This is a genomic window from Castellaniella hirudinis (assembly GCF_042651965.1).
Taxonomy (GTDB): domain Bacteria; phylum Pseudomonadota; class Gammaproteobacteria; order Burkholderiales; family Burkholderiaceae_B; genus Castellaniella; species Castellaniella hirudinis.
Map to the genome: position 1 here is coordinate 257727 of NZ_JBHSDY010000007.1, position 16756 is coordinate 274482.

The following is a 16756-nucleotide window of genomic DNA, read 5'->3' on the forward strand; positions in this document are numbered from 1 at the left end:
CCGCCGGGCCGCCCCAAGGCCAGAAGCGCCCCCCTGGGGAGGGCAGCAAGCGGCCGGAGGCTGCGCGGCGTGGGGACGCTTTCCGGCTACCGGCCCGGTTGACGGGCCGGTAGCCGCGCCGTCAGGTCACCAGTCCGCGCTCGCGGTACTCGGCCCGGTCCCACTCGCGGCCTTCCAGCACGGCCTTCAGGTGCTGGACGGCGTCCCAGATGTCCGCGAAGCGCAGGTACAGCGGGGTGATCCCGAAGCGCATGATCTCGGGTTCGCGGTAATCGCCGATCACGCCGCGGGCGATCAGCGCCTGCACGGCGGCATAGCCCTGGGGATGGCGGAAACTGACGTGGCTGCCCCGGTACTTGTGATCCAGCGGCGTCACCAGCGTCAGGTCCTGGCCGGCGCATTCCTGTGCCACGAGCTGGATGAACAGATCGGTCAGGGCCAGGGACTTGCGGCGGACTTTTTCCATGTCGGTCTGCAGGAAGATCCCCACCCCGCAGGCGACCAGGCTCATGGACACGATGGGCTGCGTGCCGCACAGAAAACTGCGGATGCCCGGATCGGGAACGTAATCGGTGGCCATGTCGAAGGGCCGCGCATGCCCCCACCAGCCCGACAGGGGCTGCCGGAAATCGGCCCGGTGCCGGGGATGCGCCCACAGCATGGCCGGCGCGCCGGGGCCGCCGTTCAGATATTTGTAGGTGCAGCCGACGGCGAAGTCCGCATCCGCGTCCTTCAGGTCGATGGGCACGGCGCCGATCGAGTGACACAGGTCCCAGACCGCCAGGGCGCCCTGCGCATGCACCAGCGCATCGACCGTCTTCATGTCGTACAGATAGCCGGTCCGGTAGTTGACGTGCGACAGCACCACCACGGCGGTCCGCTCCGTCACGGCCGCGCCCAGGTCGTCGGGCCCGTCGACCAGTTGCAGGGTGTAGCCCTGGTCCAGGATGCCGGCCAGGCCCTGGAGCATGTACAAATCCGTGGGGAACGCGTCGCGCTCGGCCAGGATGATCTTGCGTTCCGGATGCCCGCGCCGCTGGATGTCCACGGCATTGGCCACGACCTTGAACAGGTTCAGCGAAGTCGTGTCGGTGACGATGGCTTCGCCGGCATCGGCGCCGACCAGCGGCGCCAGCAGGTCGCCCAGGCGGGTGGGCAGCACCCACCAGTTGTTCTTGTTCCAGCTATTGATGAGATCGACGCCCCATTCCCGGCGGATGACGTCCTGGGCGCGCGCCAGCGCGTCCTTGGGCATGGCGCCCAGCGAATTGCCGTCCAGATAAAGAGTGCCCTCGGGTAAATCGAACTGCTGCCTGAGACTGGCCAGCTCATCGGCCTGGTCGCGGGCCCGGCACTGTTCCAGTGTGATCATGATGCCTCCTGTATTGCATTTTTTGCTGAAAATAGTCTATCAAAGGGGCATCTGGAAATTATTCGAATATTCGAATCTCAAGTGTAAATATCGGAATATAATTCGACTATTAGAACCATCATTCGAATAATATTCCGATCATGAGAATGGATCCTGTAGACGTCAAGATTCTGGGCCTGCTGCAGAAGAACGGTCGCCTCAGCAATCTCGAACTGGCCGACATGGTCGCCCTGTCGCCGTCCGCCTGCCACCGGCGCGTCAAGCTGCTGGAAGAAAACGGCTACATCGACGGCTACCACGCCGCCTTGAACGCCAAGAAGCTGGGCTTCGACATCCAGGCCCTGGTCAACCTGAACATCGGCCAGATCAGCGAGGCCGAACACAACTATTTCACGCGCGAGATCGGCCTGATGCCCGAGGTCGTCAGCGCCTACATCGTGACCGGCGAAACCAACTACGTGCTGCACGTGCGCACCCGGGATTTCGAGGCGTTCTCCCAGTTCATCGTCAACCGGTTGAACAAGCTCAAGGGCGTCACCAAGATCTATTCGCAGATCGTGCTCAGCGAACTGAAGTCGCTGAACATGCGGGTGCCGCTCTGACGCCCGCGCAGGCGTTCAGTCCGCCGTGCCGCGCGGGACGCCGGCGCCGCGCGCCCGCGCCCCGACTTCCTTGAGAATGCCGATGAGCGTGGCCGCCGCCGGCACCGGTTCGCGGTCTGCCCGCAGGCTGTAGCCGATCGTGCCGAACGGCACGCGCACGTGGATGGGGACCTCGAACAGCACCCCTGCGTGGATCAGCGGCCGGGCCGCCACGCTGGGCAGCATCGCCAGCGTATCGGAGCGCGCCAGAATGCCCAGATTGGTCAGCATCGACAGCGACACGATCTGGTTGGGGGGGATCGGCAGATCGCGGCCGCGAAAAAAACGATCCACCTGCTTGCGCACGGGCGAGGCATTGGACGGCACGATCCAGGGATAGGCCAGCAGATCCTCGGGCGCGCAATCCGACTGCCGGGACAGGGGATGGCCGGCGCGCGCCACGATCATCAGTTCGTCGTCGTAGATCGCGTGCACCTCCACCCCCTCGCCCGGGTTTTCGGGCAGGCGGCCGACGATCACGTCCAGCTCGCCGACCTGCAGCATGGGGTACAGAATGTCGTTGGTGGCCTCCTGGATCATCAGGCCCACCTTGGGGTGGCGGCGCTTCATCAGGGCCACGCTTTCGGGCAGCAGCCAGGCCGACGCGGAAATCAGCGTGCCGACCGCCACCTGGCCGCCCTCGCCGCTGCGCAGCGCCTCCAGTTCCTCGCTCAGGGCGCGCGCATCGCCCAGCATGGGGCGGATGCGTTCCAGCAGATGCTCGGCAAACACGGTCAGCCGCACGCCCTTGCTGTGGCGCTCGAACAGCGTGACCGCCAGCAGGTCTTCCAGTTGGCGGACGACCTTGACGACGTTGGGCTGGGTCATGTGCACGGCCTCGGCCGCCTTGTGCATGGACCCCAGGGTGGCCACCCGCTCGAACACCAGCAACTGCTTGAACTTCAGGTCGCGCACCCGCGCCAGGCTCTGGTCCGACAGCATCGCCCTACTTCCGTCCGCCGACCGACCCCAGGCTGATCACCGCCAGCGCCACCCCGATCAGGATCATGCCCGCCAATTCCAGCCCGCCCGGGGTCTCGCCCAGTTCCAGCCAGCCGGACAGCACCCCGACCACCGGCACGCCCAGCGACGACAGCCCCGCCATCCCGGCGGACAGGTGCTGCAGCGCGAACAGCCACAGGAACCAGGCCAGGGCCGTCGCCAGGATCGCGTTGTAGGCCAGCGCCACGTAGAAATAGGGCACGAACTCGATCGGCCGTTCCGGCACCACCCAGGCGGCGATGCACAGCGCCAGGGCGCCGAACAGCATCTGCCAGGCCGTCAGCGGCAGCGCGTCCATCGGATAGTCGCGCTTGATCCATTTTGCGACCAGCGTCGCCAGCGCCCAGCACAGGCCCGAGGCGACGGCCAGCACTTCGCTGACGATGCCGGCATGATCGTTCCAGGGCTCCAGGATCAGCAGCAGGCCCGCCGCCGCCAGCGCCAGGGCCAGCCACTGCGCGCCCCGGATCCGCTCGCCGAACACCGCCCAGGCCAGCGGGATGACCCAGAACGGCATGGTGTACACCAGGATCGAGGTCTTGCCCGCGCCGCCCTGCAGCAGCGCAAGCTGGATCAGGGCGGAAAACGCCCCGGTCTGCAGCACGCCCAGCAGCGCCACGCGGGACCAGGCCCGGATGCGCATGGGACGCCGCAGGACCTTCAGCACCAGCATCAGCGCCAGGGCGCCGAACAGAGTGCGCAGCGCGGAAAAATCAAAGGGGTCGACATACGCCAGCACCTTCTTCATGACGACCCAGTTGTAGCCCCAGACCAGGGCCATGCCGGCCAGCGCCATCAGCGCGAGCCGTTCATTGCGGCGGGCCTTGGGGTCCCGCGCCGACGCGTGTTCAGCGTTCTCAGTCAAGATGCTCTCTGTCCTTCCCAGTAACCGGGTTCATGATAATGGTTTCTCAGGTCGTCGATGAAATAGCGCACCTTGGCCGGCAGGTAGCGCTGCTGCGGGTAGACGGCCTGGATGTCGTAGGCGGGCAGGGCGAATTCATCCAGCACCGTCACCAGTTCGCCGCGCTTGAGCTCGCGCTGAATCTCCCAGGTGGACCGCCAGCCGATGCCCCGCCCCTGGCACACCCAGCGGTACAGCAGTTCGCCGTCGTTGCAGGCCAGATCGCCGCGCACCCGCACCGCAAACGGCTTGCCGTCGCGCACGAAGGTCCAGCCGCGATGCTGCCCGCCCTGCAGATTGAAAGCCAGGCAGTTGTGCCGCGCCAGGTCCTCCGGCACGCGCGGCACGCCGTGCGACTCAAAATAGGCGGGCGTGCCGCACACCACGCGGCGGTTGGGGAACAGGCGCACCGCCACGTAGTTCGGATCGGTGACCTCGCCGATGCGGATCGCCATGTCATAGCCCTCGCGCACCAGGTCCACCACGCTGTCGGTGAAATTGAAGGACAGCGCCAGATCCGGGTAGCGTTCGCTGAACGCCAGCGCGTGCGGGGCCACGTGCAGGCGCCCGAACGAGGCCGGTGCCGACACCACCAGGTGGCCGGCCAGGGAGCGGCGCCTGGACATGATGCTGGCGTCGGCGGCGTCGAAATCATGCAGCAGTTGCTGGCAGTGCTCCAGATAGCGTTCCCCCAGGTCCGTCAGCACCAGGCCGCGCGTGGACCGGTGCACCAGTTGCACCCCCAGGCGCTTTTCCAGCGCCGTCAGACGCCGCCCCATGATGACCGGCGTCACGCCCTCGACCAACGCAGCGGCGGCAAAACTGCCCTGCTCGGCAATCAATACAAAACTGCGTAGCTCGGTATAGCGGCTCAAGAGGGTCTCCCGCAGGTTGAAATCACGCTCAAGACACGGTCAGCAAAGCAGAATCCAGACAAAACCCATGTGTCCCGAATCGAGGAAATTCTACCCCAGGCCGCGACCACTACATACAAATAGTATCGACAGAACAGAGGGCGGATGGGATTCCTGCCATCGGATGATTTCTTTATTCTGGTCCCGTCAACGAATACTTCACCCCATACCCATCTGATCGACCCAGGAGAAATCATGGCCAGAATGAGAGCAGTCGACGCCGCCGCCGCGGTCCTGCAAAAAGAAGGCATCACCACCCTGTTCGGCGTGCCCGGCGCCGCCATCAACCCGCTGTATTCCGCCCTGCGCAAGAACGGCGGCTTCAAGCACGTGCTGGCCCGCCACGTGGAAGGCGCCTCGCACATGGCCGAAGGCTACACCCGCGCCAACCCCGGCAACATCGGCGTCTGCCTGGGCACCTCCGGTCCCGCCGGCACCGACATGATCACCGGCCTGTACTCGGCGTCCGGCGACTCCATCCCCATTCTGTGCATCACCGGCCAGGCGCCGCGCTCGCAACTGCACAAGGAAAGCTTCCAGGCCGTGGACATCGAGACCATCGCCAAGCCGGTCACCAAGTGGGCCGTGATGGCGCGTGAACCCGAACTGGTGCCGCGCATCCTGCAACAGGCTTTCCACATCATGCGCTCCGGCCGTCCCGGCCCGGTGCTGGTGGACCTGCCCTTTGACGTGCAGATGGCCGAGATCGAATTCGACATCGACACCTACGAACCGCTGGACGTGTACAAGCCCACGGCCACCCCGGCCCAGGCCGCCAAGGCCGTCGCCATGCTGAACGCCTCCGAGCGCCCCGTGCTGGTCGCGGGCGGCGGGATCTTCAGCGCCGACGCATCGGACCTGTTGCAGAAATTCGCCGAACTGACCGGCGTGCCGGTCATCCCGACCCTGATGGGCTGGGGCGTGATCCCCGACGACCACCCCCTGATGGCGGGCATGGTCGGTCTGCAGACCTCGCACCGCTACGGCAACGCCACGCTGCTGGCCTCGGACTTCGTCATGGGCATCGGCAACCGCTGGGCCAACCGCCACACGGGTTCGACCCCGGTCTACACCAAGGGCCGCACCTTCGTGCACATCGACGTCGACCCCACCCAGATCGGCAAGGTCTTCGGCCCCGACTACGGCATCGCCTCGGACGCCGGCGCGGCGCTGCGCCTGATGATCGAAGAGGCCAAGCGCCTGAAGGCCGCCGGCAAGCTGCGCGACCGCAGCGCCTGGGCCGGCGAGTGCCGTGCGCGCAAGGGCGAAAAATCCATGCAGCGCAAGACCCACTTCGACCAGTCGCCGCTCAAGCCGCAGCGCGTGTACGAAGAAATGAACAAGGCCTTCGGCAAGAACACGCGCTACGTCACCACCATCGGCCTGTCGCAGATCGCCGCCGCGCAAATGCTGCACGTCTACGGCCCGCGCCACTGGATCAACGCCGGCCAGGCGGGTCCCCTGGGCTGGACCGTGCCCGCCACGCTGGGCGTGGTGGCCGCGGACACCGGCGACGAAATCGTGGCCCTGTCCGGCGACTACGACTTCCAGTTCATGATCGAAGAACTGGCCGTGGGCGCGCAGTTCAACCTGCCCTACATCCACGTTGTGGTCAATAATGCGTACCTGGGGCTGATCCGCCAGTCGCAGCGCGGCTTCGACATGGACTACTGCGTGCAACTGGCCTTCGACAACATCAACGCGCCGGAAACCGACGGCTACGGCGTGGATCACGTCAAGGTCGCCGAGGGTCTGGGCTGCAAGGCCATCCGCGTGAAGAAGGTCGAGGACATCCAGCCCGCGATCGCCCAGGCCCGTGCCTGGATCAAGGAATTCCGCGTGCCCGTCGTGGTCGAATTCATCCTGGAGCGCATCACCAACATCTCCATGGGTAACGACATCGACGCGGTCAACGAGTTCGAAGAACTGGCCGAGCGCGGCGAAGACGCCCCGACCGCCATCACCCTGCTGGACTGAGCAGGACCCCGGCCGCCGCGCCACCGCGCGGCGGCCCGCAGAATCAACCGGAGTACACGATATGCCTAAATTCGCCGCCAACCTGTCGATGCTGTTCACCGAGATCGACTTCCTGGACCGCTTCCAGGCCGCCGCGAAAGCCGGTTTCCAAGGCGTGGAATACCTGTTCCCCTACGCCTACGACAAGCAGGAACTGGCCAAGCGCCTGAAGGACAACGGCCTGGTCCAGGTGCTGCACAATCTGCCGGCCGGCGACTGGGACGCCGGCGAGCGCGGCATCGCCTGCCACCCCGACCGCGTCGAGGAATTCAAGCAGGGCGTCGCCCGCGCCATCGAATACGCCCAGGCCCTGAACTGCCCGCAGGTCAACTGCCTGGCCGGCAAGGTTCCGGCGGGCGTGGACGCCGCCACGGCGCACAAGACCTTTGTCGAGAACCTGCGCTACGCCGCCGCCGAACTGAAAAAGGCCGGCATCCGTCTGGTGATCGAGCCCATCAACACCTTCGACATCCCGGGCTTCTTCCTGACGCGCACCGACCAGGCGCTGGCCATCATCGCCGAAGTCGGTTCCGACAATCTGCGCGTGCAGTACGACATCTACCACGCGCAGCGCATGGAAGGCGAACTGGGCAACACGATCAGCAAGCAGCTCGGTTCCATCGGCCACATCCAGCTCGCCGACAATCCCGGCCGCAATGAACCGGGCACCGGCGAAATCAACTACCACTGGCTGTTCCGCCACATCGACGCCACCGGCTACGACGGCTGGATCGGCTGCGAATACAAGCCGGCCGCCCGCACCGAGGACGGCCTGGGCTGGATCAAGGCGCTGGCCTGATCCCTCATTCCGGCACTCAACCCGAATCCACAAGGAGAACTCACATGGCCAATATCGGTTTCATCGGTCTGGGCATCATGGGCACCCCCATGGCCGCCAACCTCATCCAGGGCGGCCACACCCTGGCCACCTTCACCCACGGCAAGACGGCGCAAAGCCTGCTGGACGCCGGCGCCAAGTCCCTGGCCAGCGCCACCGAAGTCGCCCAGGCTTCCGACATCATCATCGTCATGGTGCCCGACACCCCTGACGTCGAAGCCGTGCTGTTCGGCGAAAACGGCGTGGCCGCCGGCCTGTCCAAGGGCAAGATCGTCATCGACATGAGCTCGATCTCGCCCGTGGCGACGAAGGAATTCGCCAAGAAGATCAACGCGCTGGGCTGCGAATACCTGGACGCCCCGGTGTCCGGCGGCGAAGTCGGCGCCAAGGCCGCCAGCCTGACCATCATGATCGGCGGCAGCCAGGCGGCCTTCGACCAGTGCAAGCCGATCTTCGAACTGATGGGCAAGAACATCACCCTGGTCGGCGGCAACGGCGACGGCCAGACCACCAAGGTCGCCAACCAAATCATCGTCGCCCTGACCATCGAAGCCGTGGGCGAAGCCCTGGTGCTGGCCTCCAAGGCCGGCGCCGATCCGGCCAAGGTCCGCCAGGCGCTGATGGGCGGCTTCGCCAGCTCGCGCATCCTGGAAGTGCACGGCGAGCGCATGGTCAAGCGCACCTTCGACCCGGGCTTCCGCATCAACCTGCACCAGAAGGACCTGAACCTGGCCCTGTCCACCGCCCGCCAACTGGGGCTGTCCCTGCCCAGCACGGCCGTGGCCCAGGAACTGTTCAACGCCTGCGTGGCCCACGGCGGCGCCGGCTGGGATCACTCCGGCATGGTGCGCGCGCTGGAAATCATGGCGAACCACGAAATCGGCCAGTGATGTAGTCTTGCTTCCTGTCCGGCGGCGCTGCCGACCGGACAGGGCGCAAACCACGGCGGCCGCCCGGCCGTCGCGGTTTGCGATTCGTTAATTCGTTAACCACCTCGCCGCTTGCAAGCGGCTCGGATAGACGCACCATGAACCTTTCGCCCCGCGAACTCCTCACCCGCATGTTCCAGGCGGCCGTGCGCGCTGCGCAGCCCGAGCATTGCATCCCCGCCTTCCTGCCGCAACGCCCCAAGGGCCGCACCATCGTCATCGGCGCCGGCAAGGCCTCGGCCGCCATGGCGCAGGCTTTCGAACGCCACTGGGCCGGCCCCATCGAAGGGCTGGTGGTCACCCGCTACGGCTATGCCGTGCCGTGCGAGCGCATCGAAATCGTCGAGGCCGCCCACCCGGTGCCCGACGAGGCCGGTGAAACCGCCGCCCGCCGGCTGTTCGAACAGGTGGCCGGCCTGACGGCCGACGACCTGGTGATCTGCCTGATCTCGGGCGGCGGCTCGTCGCTGCTGCCGGTGCCCGGCGCCGGAGTGACGCTGGCCGACAAGCAGGCCATCAACCGCGCCCTGCTGAAGTCCGGCGCGACGATTTCCGAAATGAACTGCGTGCGCCGCCACCTGTCGGGCATCAAGGGCGGCCGGCTCGCGGCGGCCTGCGCCCCCGCCCGCGTGGTCAATCTGCTGATCTCCGACGTGCCGGGCGACCAGCCCTGCGACATCGCCTCCGGCCCCACCGTGGCCGACCCCAGCACCTGCGCCGACGCGCTGGACATCGTGCGCCGCTACGGCATCGAGCTGCCGGCGGGCGCCCGCGCGCTGCTGGAATCCGGCGAGGGCGAAACCCTCAAGCCCGGCGACGAACGCCTGGCCCGCGTCGAAACCCACCTGATCGCCACGCCGCAGATGGCCCTGGAAGCCGCCGCCACGGTCGCCCGCGAAGCCGGCGTCGCGCCGCTGCTGCTGGGCGACCGCATCGAAGGCGAAGCGCGCGACGTCGGCAAGGTCCTGGGCGGCATCGCCCTGCAGGTCCGCGCCCACAACCAGCCCGTCCCCGCGCCCTGCGTGCTGCTGTCCGGCGGCGAGACCACCGTCACCGTACGCGGCCAGGGCCGCGGCGGTCGCAACGTCGAATGCCTGCTGTCCCTGGCCATCACCCTGGACGGCGCCGAAGGCGTGCACGCCCTGGCCGGCGACACCGACGGCGTGGACGGCCAGGAAGAAATCGCCGGCGCCCTGATCGGCCCGGACACCCTGGCGCGCGCCTGGGCCGCCGGCATGCCGCCGCGCGCGCATCTGGACGACAACGACGGCCACGGCTTTTTCGAGCGCCTGGGCGATTCCCTGGTCACCGGCCCCACGCTCACCAACGTCAACGATTTTCGCGCCATCCTGGTTCTCTGAACCCGGCGGCGCACCCCAGGAGACACATCATCATGAAGACCATCCGAGTCCTGACCCAGGAGGACGCGCGCCGCATGGCGTCCGCCGCCGAGGCCGAAGCCCGCGGCAGCGGCTGGAACGTCAGCATCGCCATCTGCGACGTCGGCGGCCACGCCCTGTGGCTGCAGCGCATGGACGGCGCTCCCCTCATGAGCGCCCAGGTCGCCCCCGAAAAGGCCCGCGCCTGCGTCCTCAGCGGCAAACCCAGCAAAGTCTACGAAGACATGGTCAACCAGGGCCGCGTCGCCGCCCTGTCCATGCCGGTCGTGCCGCTCGAAGGCGGCGAACCCATCTATTTCGACGGCAACGTCATCGGAGCGGTCGGCGTGTCCGGCGTGCAGGCCGGGCAGGACGCCCAGGTGGCCCGCGCCGGCGTCGCCGCGCTGGACGGCGCCGATCATCTCTACACCGGAGCCCAAGCATGAAAGCCGATCGTCGCGCCCGCATCCTGGCCACGCTGGGGCCGGCCAGCTCCACCTTTGAGCAGATCCGCGCCCTGGCCCAGGCCGGCGCCAATGTGTTCCGCCTGAACTTCAGCCACGGTTCGCACGAGGACCACGCCGAGCGCTACCGCATCATCCGCCAGGTCGAGCAGGAACTGGGCCGCCCCATCGGCATCCTGATGGACCTGCAGGGACCGAAGCTGCGCGTGGGCAAGATCGCCGGCGGCAAGACCGTGCTGACGACGGGCCAGGCCTTCCGCCTGGACCTGGACCCCGCCGAAGGCGGCGCCGAGCGCGCCAACCTGCCGCACCCGGAGATCTTCGCCGCCCTGGAAGACGGCACCGATCTGCTGCTCGATGACGGCAAGCTGCGCCTGCGCGTGGACCGCCACGGCCCGGACTTCGCCGAAACCACCGTGATGGTGGGCGGCCCGCTGTCTGACCGCAAGGGCGTGAACGTGCCCGGCGTCATCCTGCCGATCTCGCCCTTGACGACCAAGGACCGCGCCGACCTGGAATTCGGCCTGTCGCTGGGCGTGGACTGGGTCGCCCTGTCCTTCGTGCAGCGCCCCGAGGACATCGTCGAGGCGCGCGGCCTGATCGGCAGCCGCGCCTGGATCATGGCCAAACTCGAAAAGCCCGCCGCCATCGAGCACCTGGACGCCATCGTCGCGCAGGCCGACGGCATCATGGTGGCGCGCGGCGACCTGGGCGTGGAACTGCCCCCGCAGCGCGTGCCGGTGCTGCAACAGCGCATCGTGCGCCGCGCGCGGGCCGCCGGCAAGCCGGTGGTCGTCGCCACGCAGATGCTGGAATCCATGATCACCTCGCCCGTGCCCACCCGCGCCGAGGCCTCCGACGTGGCCACCGCCGTCTACAGCGGCGCCGACGCCGTCATGCTGTCGGCCGAATCGGCGTCCGGCCAGTTCCCGGTCGAAGCGGTCACCATCATGGAGCACATCATCCGCGAGGTCGAGTCCGACCCGTCCTGGCGCGCCAACCTGGAAGCCACCCACAGCCCGGCCGAGGCCAACATCCCCGACGCCATCTGCTGCGCCCTGCGCCGCGTCGCCGGCCTGCTGGAACCGGCTGCGACCGTGGCCTACACGGCCTCGGGCTTCAGCGCCCTGCGCGCCAGCCGCGAACGCCCCTCCACGCCGATCCTGGCCCTGACGTCGCAGCCGGAAACGGCCCGCCGCCTGGCCCTGGCCTGGGGCGTGCGCCCGGTCCACTTCCCGGAACAATTGCACGAGTCCAGCGAAATGATCGACCGCGCAACGGCCGCCGCCCGCCAGGCCGGCCTGGCCGAACCGGGCGACATGCTGATCGTGATCGCCGGCTTGCCGTTCGGGCGCAGCGGCAGCACCAACCTGCTGCACATCGCACAAGTCCCCTGACGGATGCAAAGCGCGGATACAGAGACGCCCCTCGCAAGGGGCGTCTCTTCGTATGGGCCGATGAAGCGGCCTCGTATCCGTGCGGTCACTGCCCGAAGAGCGCCTCGAAATCCGGCTCCAGCACCTGCCCGCCGCTCAGATTCAGGGAGCCCTCGATATGCAGCAGGTGCTCCCGCATCAGGCGCTGAGCCCCCTCGGCGTCGCGCGCCTCGATGCAATCGACCAGATCGGCATGTTCTTTCTGCGGGCAGGCCGACGCGGCCGGGCTGTCGTACAGGGTGATGATCAGACAGGTCAGCGCCGTCAGCTCGCGGATGGCCCGGGCCAGAAAGCCGCCCGCCACCATATCGACCAAGTGAATGTGGAACACACCGGACAGCCGGATGACCGCACGCATGTCTTCCTGCTCGCGCGCCTTGCATTCTTCGTCCAGATGAGCGCGCAAGACCGCCAGGTTCTGGGCGGTCACCTGGCGGCATAGCTTGGCCACCAGGGGCGGCTCGAGCAAGCGCCGCGCCTCGAACATTTCACGCGCCTCTTCGACCGTGGGTTGCGCGACATAGGCGCCCCGGTTCGGAATCAGGGTCACGACCTGCTCATGCGCCAGGCGCGCCAGCACCTCGCGGATCTTGGTCCGGCTCACGCCCGTGACTTCGGCCAGCCGTTCCTCGGCCAGCTTGGCCCCGGGCAACAAGCGCCGTTCGAGTATCCCCAGTTGTATCCGTTGATAGATGCCCTCGGCATCCATGGCGGCCTGCTTGCGGCGGCCCGCATTTTTCTTGATCTGAGTCGGCATGATGTCGGAACTTAGCACATCTTGAGCAAAATGCGCTCAGGCCACCTCGCGAAACAAACGGCCCCAGTCCTGTATGCCTGCAGGATCGACGCCGGCTATTTTCAGCGCCTTCCAGACCACCGTCGAAACCGAGTCGTACAAAGGAATGCCCAACTCGCTTTCGATGCGCTCGGCCAACTGGGCCGCCTTGACGTTGGTGCACATCACGGTCAAGGCATCCGGGCCGTATCCGGCGACCTCGCGGGCCATGCGCAGCACCTCGGACTCGGACACCTCGGAAAAGGCGAAATTGACCTGCAGGCCGGCATGCCGCTCTCCAGGCACCTGGATGCCGGCCGCCTCGTAATTGGCCATGATCTGCCGCTGCACCGATTCGATGTACGGCGACACCAGACCCAGCTTCCTGACGCCTGTCTTTTCCAGGATCTCGTTGAGCGCCAGCACAGAGGTCGTGGCCGGAATCCCGGTCGCCGCCGTGATCTCGCGGCACAAGGCTTCGTCGGTCTCGAACCCCAGCCAGCTCGCCGCCGTCCCGCTCCAGCCGATCACGTCGACACGCGCGTCCGCCAATTGCCGTGCCGCGTCCAGGATCTTGCCGATGTCGAACTGCCCCAGGGACTGCCGATCCAGCGAAATCTGCGTCACGGTAAAGCGGGCGAAATGCGCAGACACCCCGGGGATTCCGCTGACCATCGCGCTGGTCAGCGGCTCCAGCGCGGTATTGGACGACGGTGTCAGCATGCCCAGCAGAACTCGTTTTGTCATATCCATGATCTCCACAGCTTGGATGTCGGGGCGTGATCGGCCCGGCTCATATTTTCGACGGCAGCCACAACGCAATCCCGGGGAAATAGATCACCAGCGTCACCAGCAGCAGCATCGCCAGCACGAAGGGCAGCGCCCCCCGGATGACGTCGATGATCGACCCCTTGCCGCGGATCCCCTGAACGACGTAGAGGTTCATACCGACCGGCGGCGTGATGAGGGAAAGTTCCATCATGATCACCAGGAAGATACCGAACCAGACGGGGTCATAGCCCAGCGATACGACCAGCGGCACGATCACCGGAACCGTCGCGATCATCATGGACAGCGTTTCCAGAAAGCAGCCCAGCACGAGATAGAGCAGCACCAGGATCCAGATCGTCTCCAGCGGCGTGGTGCCCAATTCGGCCACATAGTTGGACACGGCCTGGGGAACCCCCAGCATGCCGACCACGTAGTTCAGGAAAAAAGCGCCCAGGATGATCAGCAGCACCATGGCCGTCGTGCGGGTCGCGGCCAGGAAGGCATCGTGCAGCATGGCGAAACTGAGCTTGCGGTACCAGGCGGCCACCAGCAGGGACATCACGACGCCGATCGCCGCCGCCTCGGTGGGCGTCGCCCAGCCCATGTAGATCCCGCCCATGACGACGAAGAAGACCAGGGCCGGCGGAATCAGGTCGCCCAGCGCACGCAGGCGCTGGGACAGAGGTTGCGGCTTTTCGGCCTCTCCCGCCAGGGAAGGCTTGATCATGCAGTACACGGCGATGAAAAGCATGAACATGCCGGCCAGCAAAATGCCGGGGACAATCCCCGCAATGAAAAGCTTGCCGATCGAGGTATTGGTAATCGCCCCATAGACGACCATATTGATGCTGGGCGGAATCAGAATGCCCAGGGTGCCGCCGGCGGCAACGGATCCCAGCACCATTTTTTCTTCGTAACCTCGGGCCTTCATGGCCGGCATGGCCACGGTCCCGATCGTGGCGGCCGTCGCCACCGAAGACCCCGAGATCGCCGCGAAGATGCCGCACGACACGATGTTGGTGTGCAGCAGGCCCCCCGGCAGGCGCGAGAACCACCCGGACAGCGAGCGGTACATCCGGTCGGTCACGCCCGCGCGCACCAGGATTTCCCCCAGCAGGATGAACAAGGGAATACAAGTCAGGATGAAGTCATTCAAGGCCCCCCACATCGTATTGCCGAAGGACAGGAGGGTGGGCAGGCCCAGGTAGGCCAGCGCCCCGATGGCAGCCGTCAGGAAAAGCGATGCGGCGATGCTGATGCCCACCAGCATGAACGTCAGCATGAGGAGAAAGCCGATGAACGCGGTGCCGAAATCAATCATGGCGAGCTCCTGGGGCCTGCACGGATGAGGGCGGCTGGTCAAAGTCCTCGATGTCGAGACGCTCTTCCTCGATTTCCTCGTCGAGCGTCTTCGGCCCATAAAACTGCAGCGCCTGCGATGCATTGCCACGCACCATCAGCCAGACTGCATGGATCAGGAGGGCGACCGACACGATCGCGAACAGGAGCAGCCCCAACAGCCAGACGGATTGCGGAATCCACTGCGGCGTATGCAACGACGTATTCGACGTGCTTTTGTATTCAATACTTTCCGCCAATGTGGCCCAGGCCCGCCAGGCCAGGAAGCAGGCATACGATGCCATGGCCACCATGGCCAGCAGGTTTGCCAGCAGGCGCAAGCGCTTCGGCAGCCACTGGTAGAAGATATCGATCCGCGTATGCGCATGCTGCAACAGCGCATACGTGAAGCCGAAGGCCGCCATGATCGCCACGATATAACCGCCTATTTCGTCCGTCCCGATGGACGAGGCATCGAACAGCTTGCGGACGATGACGTCATAGGTGATCAATACCGATAAGACGACCAAGGCATATCCGGCGATGCATGCCGCCACGCGCGCCGCCGGCAGGCAGGCATTCACGATCACATTCGATCTGGCCATGGGGAGCTCCTCTGGAAGTCAGGCTATTTGGCCGCAGCGATACGTCCGTAGCCCATGGCCTTGCCGACAGTCGCAACCCAGCGGTCCGCACAATCCGGCACGACCGCATTGCAGCCCTTGGCCCATTCCGGCAGCACCTGGCGGGTCACGATGCCCTTGAGCTGCGCCAGTTCCTCCGGGGTGACCGGATTGAGCGTCATGTCGTACTTTGTGTGTTCCTTGCAGTCCGCCTGGCCGGTGTTGCAACGGACGGCATCCTGATCGACTCCAGTGGCCAGATTCCACATGTCGTCTTCCATTTTCTTGAAGGCCTGGGTCAAGGCCTGCTGCTTCTCCGGAGAGAACTGATTCCAGACATCCAGATTGACGAAGTGCCCCTGCATGGAGCTGGAGACGGCCAGGGGAACCTGATATTTAGTGACTTCAGGCCATTTGCCGCTATTGCCCGCGGACGCGGCCGTCACGCCGCAATCCGCCACACCGCGCTGCAGGGCCAGGTAGGCCTCGGAAAACTGCAATGTCACAGGCGATCCGCCCAGGCCCTGAATCAGGGTGGCCATGGACGCGGTGAAGGTACGGATCTTCTTGCCTTTGAAGTCAGCCGCCTTTTCGATCGGGTCCTTGCAGAACAGGACCTGGGGGCCAAAGGGCCACAGCGCCAGGGTCTTTACGTTGAAACGGCTCTGCACCTCTTTGTCGAACTCATCGCGAATGGCATCAGTCACCTTGCGTTGATCCACGACATTGGTCGCCACGCCCGCCAGATCGATGCCTTCGAGGAACGGATCGTCGCGCGCGGCCATGCCGATCTGCACCGATGCGATATCGAACGCGCCGGCCTTCAGGAGACGCATGGCATCGGCTGCCTTGACGTTCACCAGATCCATGGGACTGTAGGCGACCTGGGATGAAATCCCGGTCTCCTTGGCAAGCTGCGTGAAGAACGGCCGCTCGACCAGATCGACCTGCTTTTTGTTCCCCGTGAAGTTGCCCAACACTTTGAGCGTTTCCGGATCAGCCCAGGCGGCAGTCGACGCGACGCAGGTGAACGCCATCGCCGTCGCCATCAAAAGGCGTTTTGCTTGAAATCCCATGATTGTCTCCTCGCCGGATGTAGGTATAAGCCGTGGCGCCCCATGCCGGGGCGCTGCGTTTCAGGCCGTGGACAGCCTGGTGACCAGAGCATAAACAGCGTGTGTACAATCTGTCAAAACAATCCTGTCAACACGTGCTTTGAAACGGATTACTCCGGCAATCCAAAGCATGGGGAAGCAATTTTATTTCAGCGAAATAAATTTCATATCATATTGATTTAAATGAATAAATAAAAAATATGCCCTCTTTTGAAAGAGTACATATTTTGTCTGATAGG

At 65.5% G+C, this 16756-nt stretch carries 16 protein-coding genes; 7 read left to right on the plus strand and 9 right to left on the minus strand.

Features of this window, described 5'->3' with window-relative positions:
* Positions 1 to 121: 121 nt before the first annotated feature.
* Positions 122 to 1372, minus strand: coding sequence for a kynureninase (gene kynU / locus ACFO0J_RS12760; RefSeq protein WP_376813465.1), 1251 nt, complete (start codon positions 1370 to 1372; stop codon positions 122 to 124).
* 146 nt (positions 1373 to 1518) lie between these two features.
* Here kynU and ACFO0J_RS12765 point away from each other — a divergent pair, with 146 nt between their 5' ends.
* Positions 1519 to 1974 (plus strand): Lrp/AsnC family transcriptional regulator, encoded by a 456-nt coding sequence (locus ACFO0J_RS12765; protein WP_376813466.1) that lies wholly within the window; start codon positions 1519 to 1521, stop codon positions 1972 to 1974.
* A 15-nt stretch (positions 1975 to 1989) separates the two neighbouring features.
* On the opposite strand, the gene ACFO0J_RS12770 is transcribed toward ACFO0J_RS12765, so the two are convergent.
* From ACFO0J_RS12770 to ACFO0J_RS12780, 3 genes are read right to left on the minus strand one after another with little or no spacing between them, the layout of a single operon-like run.
* The gene (locus ACFO0J_RS12770; protein ID WP_376813467.1) at positions 1990 to 2955 is read right to left on the minus strand and encodes a LysR family transcriptional regulator; all 966 of its coding nucleotides are present in this window, start codon (positions 2953 to 2955) and stop codon (positions 1990 to 1992) included.
* A 4-nt stretch (positions 2956 to 2959) separates the two neighbouring features.
* Positions 2960 to 3880 carry a DMT family transporter gene (locus ACFO0J_RS12775; RefSeq protein WP_376813468.1) on the minus strand — a complete coding sequence of 307 codons (921 nt, stop codon included), beginning with the start codon at positions 3878 to 3880 and terminating at the stop codon, positions 2960 to 2962.
* Complete coding sequence (locus tag ACFO0J_RS12780) at positions 3877 to 4794, minus strand: LysR family transcriptional regulator (protein WP_376813469.1); 918 nt, start codon at positions 4792 to 4794, stop codon at positions 3877 to 3879. The genes ACFO0J_RS12775 and ACFO0J_RS12780 overlap by 4 nt, the downstream gene beginning before the upstream one ends.
* A 234-nt stretch (positions 4795 to 5028) precedes the next feature.
* Here ACFO0J_RS12780 and gcl point away from each other — a divergent pair, with 234 nt between their 5' ends.
* The 6 genes from gcl (at position 5029) to pyk (ending at position 11856) form a co-directional block, all read left to right on the plus strand.
* Positions 5029 to 6810 (plus strand): glyoxylate carboligase, encoded by a 1782-nt coding sequence (gene gcl, locus ACFO0J_RS12785; RefSeq protein WP_376813470.1) that lies wholly within the window; start codon positions 5029 to 5031, stop codon positions 6808 to 6810.
* 61 nt (positions 6811 to 6871) lie between these two features.
* Positions 6872 to 7648 (plus strand): hydroxypyruvate isomerase, encoded by a 777-nt coding sequence (hyi, locus tag ACFO0J_RS12790; protein WP_376813471.1) that lies wholly within the window; start codon positions 6872 to 6874, stop codon positions 7646 to 7648.
* A gap of 44 nt (positions 7649 to 7692) precedes the next feature.
* Positions 7693 to 8577, plus strand: coding sequence for a 2-hydroxy-3-oxopropionate reductase (glxR, locus tag ACFO0J_RS12795; RefSeq protein WP_376813472.1), 885 nt, complete (start codon positions 7693 to 7695; stop codon positions 8575 to 8577).
* Between the two features lie 137 nt (positions 8578 to 8714).
* On the plus strand, positions 8715 to 9977 hold the full coding sequence (locus tag ACFO0J_RS12800; RefSeq protein WP_376813473.1) for a glycerate kinase type-2 family protein: 1263 nt from the start codon (positions 8715 to 8717) through the stop codon (positions 9975 to 9977).
* Between the two features lie 32 nt (positions 9978 to 10009).
* Positions 10010 to 10441: a GlcG/HbpS family heme-binding protein gene (locus tag ACFO0J_RS12805; protein ID WP_376813474.1), complete on the plus strand. Its 432-nt coding sequence runs from the start codon at positions 10010 to 10012 to the stop codon at positions 10439 to 10441.
* Positions 10438 to 11856, plus strand: coding sequence for a pyruvate kinase (gene pyk, locus ACFO0J_RS12810; RefSeq protein ID WP_376813475.1), 1419 nt, complete (start codon positions 10438 to 10440; stop codon positions 11854 to 11856). The genes ACFO0J_RS12805 and pyk overlap by 4 nt, the downstream gene beginning before the upstream one ends.
* Positions 11857 to 11941: 85 nt before the next feature.
* On the opposite strand, the gene ACFO0J_RS12815 is transcribed toward pyk, so the two are convergent.
* Genes ACFO0J_RS12815 through ACFO0J_RS12835 form a run of 5 tightly spaced genes read right to left on the minus strand, consistent with a single transcriptional unit; the run spans position 11942 to position 16478 of the window.
* A complete protein-coding gene (locus ACFO0J_RS12815; protein WP_376813476.1) occupies positions 11942 to 12652 on the minus strand; it encodes a GntR family transcriptional regulator in 711 nt (236 codons plus the stop codon).
* 36 nt (positions 12653 to 12688) lie between these two features.
* Positions 12689 to 13417 carry a maleate cis-trans isomerase family protein gene (locus tag ACFO0J_RS12820; RefSeq protein WP_376813477.1) on the minus strand — a complete coding sequence of 243 codons (729 nt, stop codon included), beginning with the start codon at positions 13415 to 13417 and terminating at the stop codon, positions 12689 to 12691.
* A 46-nt stretch (positions 13418 to 13463) separates the two neighbouring features.
* Positions 13464 to 14762, minus strand: a complete 1299-nt coding sequence (locus ACFO0J_RS12825) for a TRAP transporter large permease (RefSeq protein WP_376813478.1) — start codon at positions 14760 to 14762, stop codon at positions 13464 to 13466.
* Positions 14755 to 15384: a TRAP transporter small permease subunit gene (locus tag ACFO0J_RS12830; protein WP_376813479.1), complete on the minus strand. Its 630-nt coding sequence runs from the start codon at positions 15382 to 15384 to the stop codon at positions 14755 to 14757. The genes ACFO0J_RS12825 and ACFO0J_RS12830 overlap by 8 nt, the downstream gene beginning before the upstream one ends.
* 23 nt (positions 15385 to 15407) lie before the next feature.
* The gene (locus tag ACFO0J_RS12835; RefSeq protein WP_376813480.1) at positions 15408 to 16478 is read right to left on the minus strand and encodes a TRAP transporter substrate-binding protein; all 1071 of its coding nucleotides are present in this window, start codon (positions 16476 to 16478) and stop codon (positions 15408 to 15410) included.
* Positions 16479 to 16756 lie beyond the last annotated feature (278 nt).

Coding starts and splice junctions, on each gene's coding strand:
- kynU (WP_376813465.1), bottom strand. CDS start 1,372: ATGATCACACTGGAACAGTGCCGGGCCCGCGACCAGGCCGATGAGCTG.
- ACFO0J_RS12765 (WP_376813466.1), top strand. CDS start 1,519: ATGGATCCTGTAGACGTCAAGATTCTGGGCCTGCTGCAGAAGAACGGT.
- ACFO0J_RS12770 (WP_376813467.1), bottom strand. CDS start 2,955: ATGCTGTCGGACCAGAGCCTGGCGCGGGTGCGCGACCTGAAGTTCAAG.
- gcl (WP_376813470.1), top strand. CDS start 5,029: ATGGCCAGAATGAGAGCAGTCGACGCCGCCGCCGCGGTCCTGCAAAAA.
- hyi (WP_376813471.1), top strand. CDS start 6,872: ATGCCTAAATTCGCCGCCAACCTGTCGATGCTGTTCACCGAGATCGAC.
- glxR (WP_376813472.1), top strand. CDS start 7,693: ATGGCCAATATCGGTTTCATCGGTCTGGGCATCATGGGCACCCCCATG.
- ACFO0J_RS12800 (WP_376813473.1), top strand. CDS start 8,715: ATGAACCTTTCGCCCCGCGAACTCCTCACCCGCATGTTCCAGGCGGCC.
- ACFO0J_RS12805 (WP_376813474.1), top strand. CDS start 10,010: ATGAAGACCATCCGAGTCCTGACCCAGGAGGACGCGCGCCGCATGGCG.
- pyk (WP_376813475.1), top strand. CDS start 10,438: ATGAAAGCCGATCGTCGCGCCCGCATCCTGGCCACGCTGGGGCCGGCC.
- ACFO0J_RS12815 (WP_376813476.1), bottom strand. CDS start 12,652: ATGCCGACTCAGATCAAGAAAAATGCGGGCCGCCGCAAGCAGGCCGCC.
- ACFO0J_RS12820 (WP_376813477.1), bottom strand. CDS start 13,417: ATGACAAAACGAGTTCTGCTGGGCATGCTGACACCGTCGTCCAATACC.
- ACFO0J_RS12825 (WP_376813478.1), bottom strand. CDS start 14,762: ATGATTGATTTCGGCACCGCGTTCATCGGCTTTCTCCTCATGCTGACG.
- ACFO0J_RS12830 (WP_376813479.1), bottom strand. CDS start 15,384: ATGGCCAGATCGAATGTGATCGTGAATGCCTGCCTGCCGGCGGCGCGC.
- ACFO0J_RS12835 (WP_376813480.1), bottom strand. CDS start 16,478: ATGGGATTTCAAGCAAAACGCCTTTTGATGGCGACGGCGATGGCGTTC.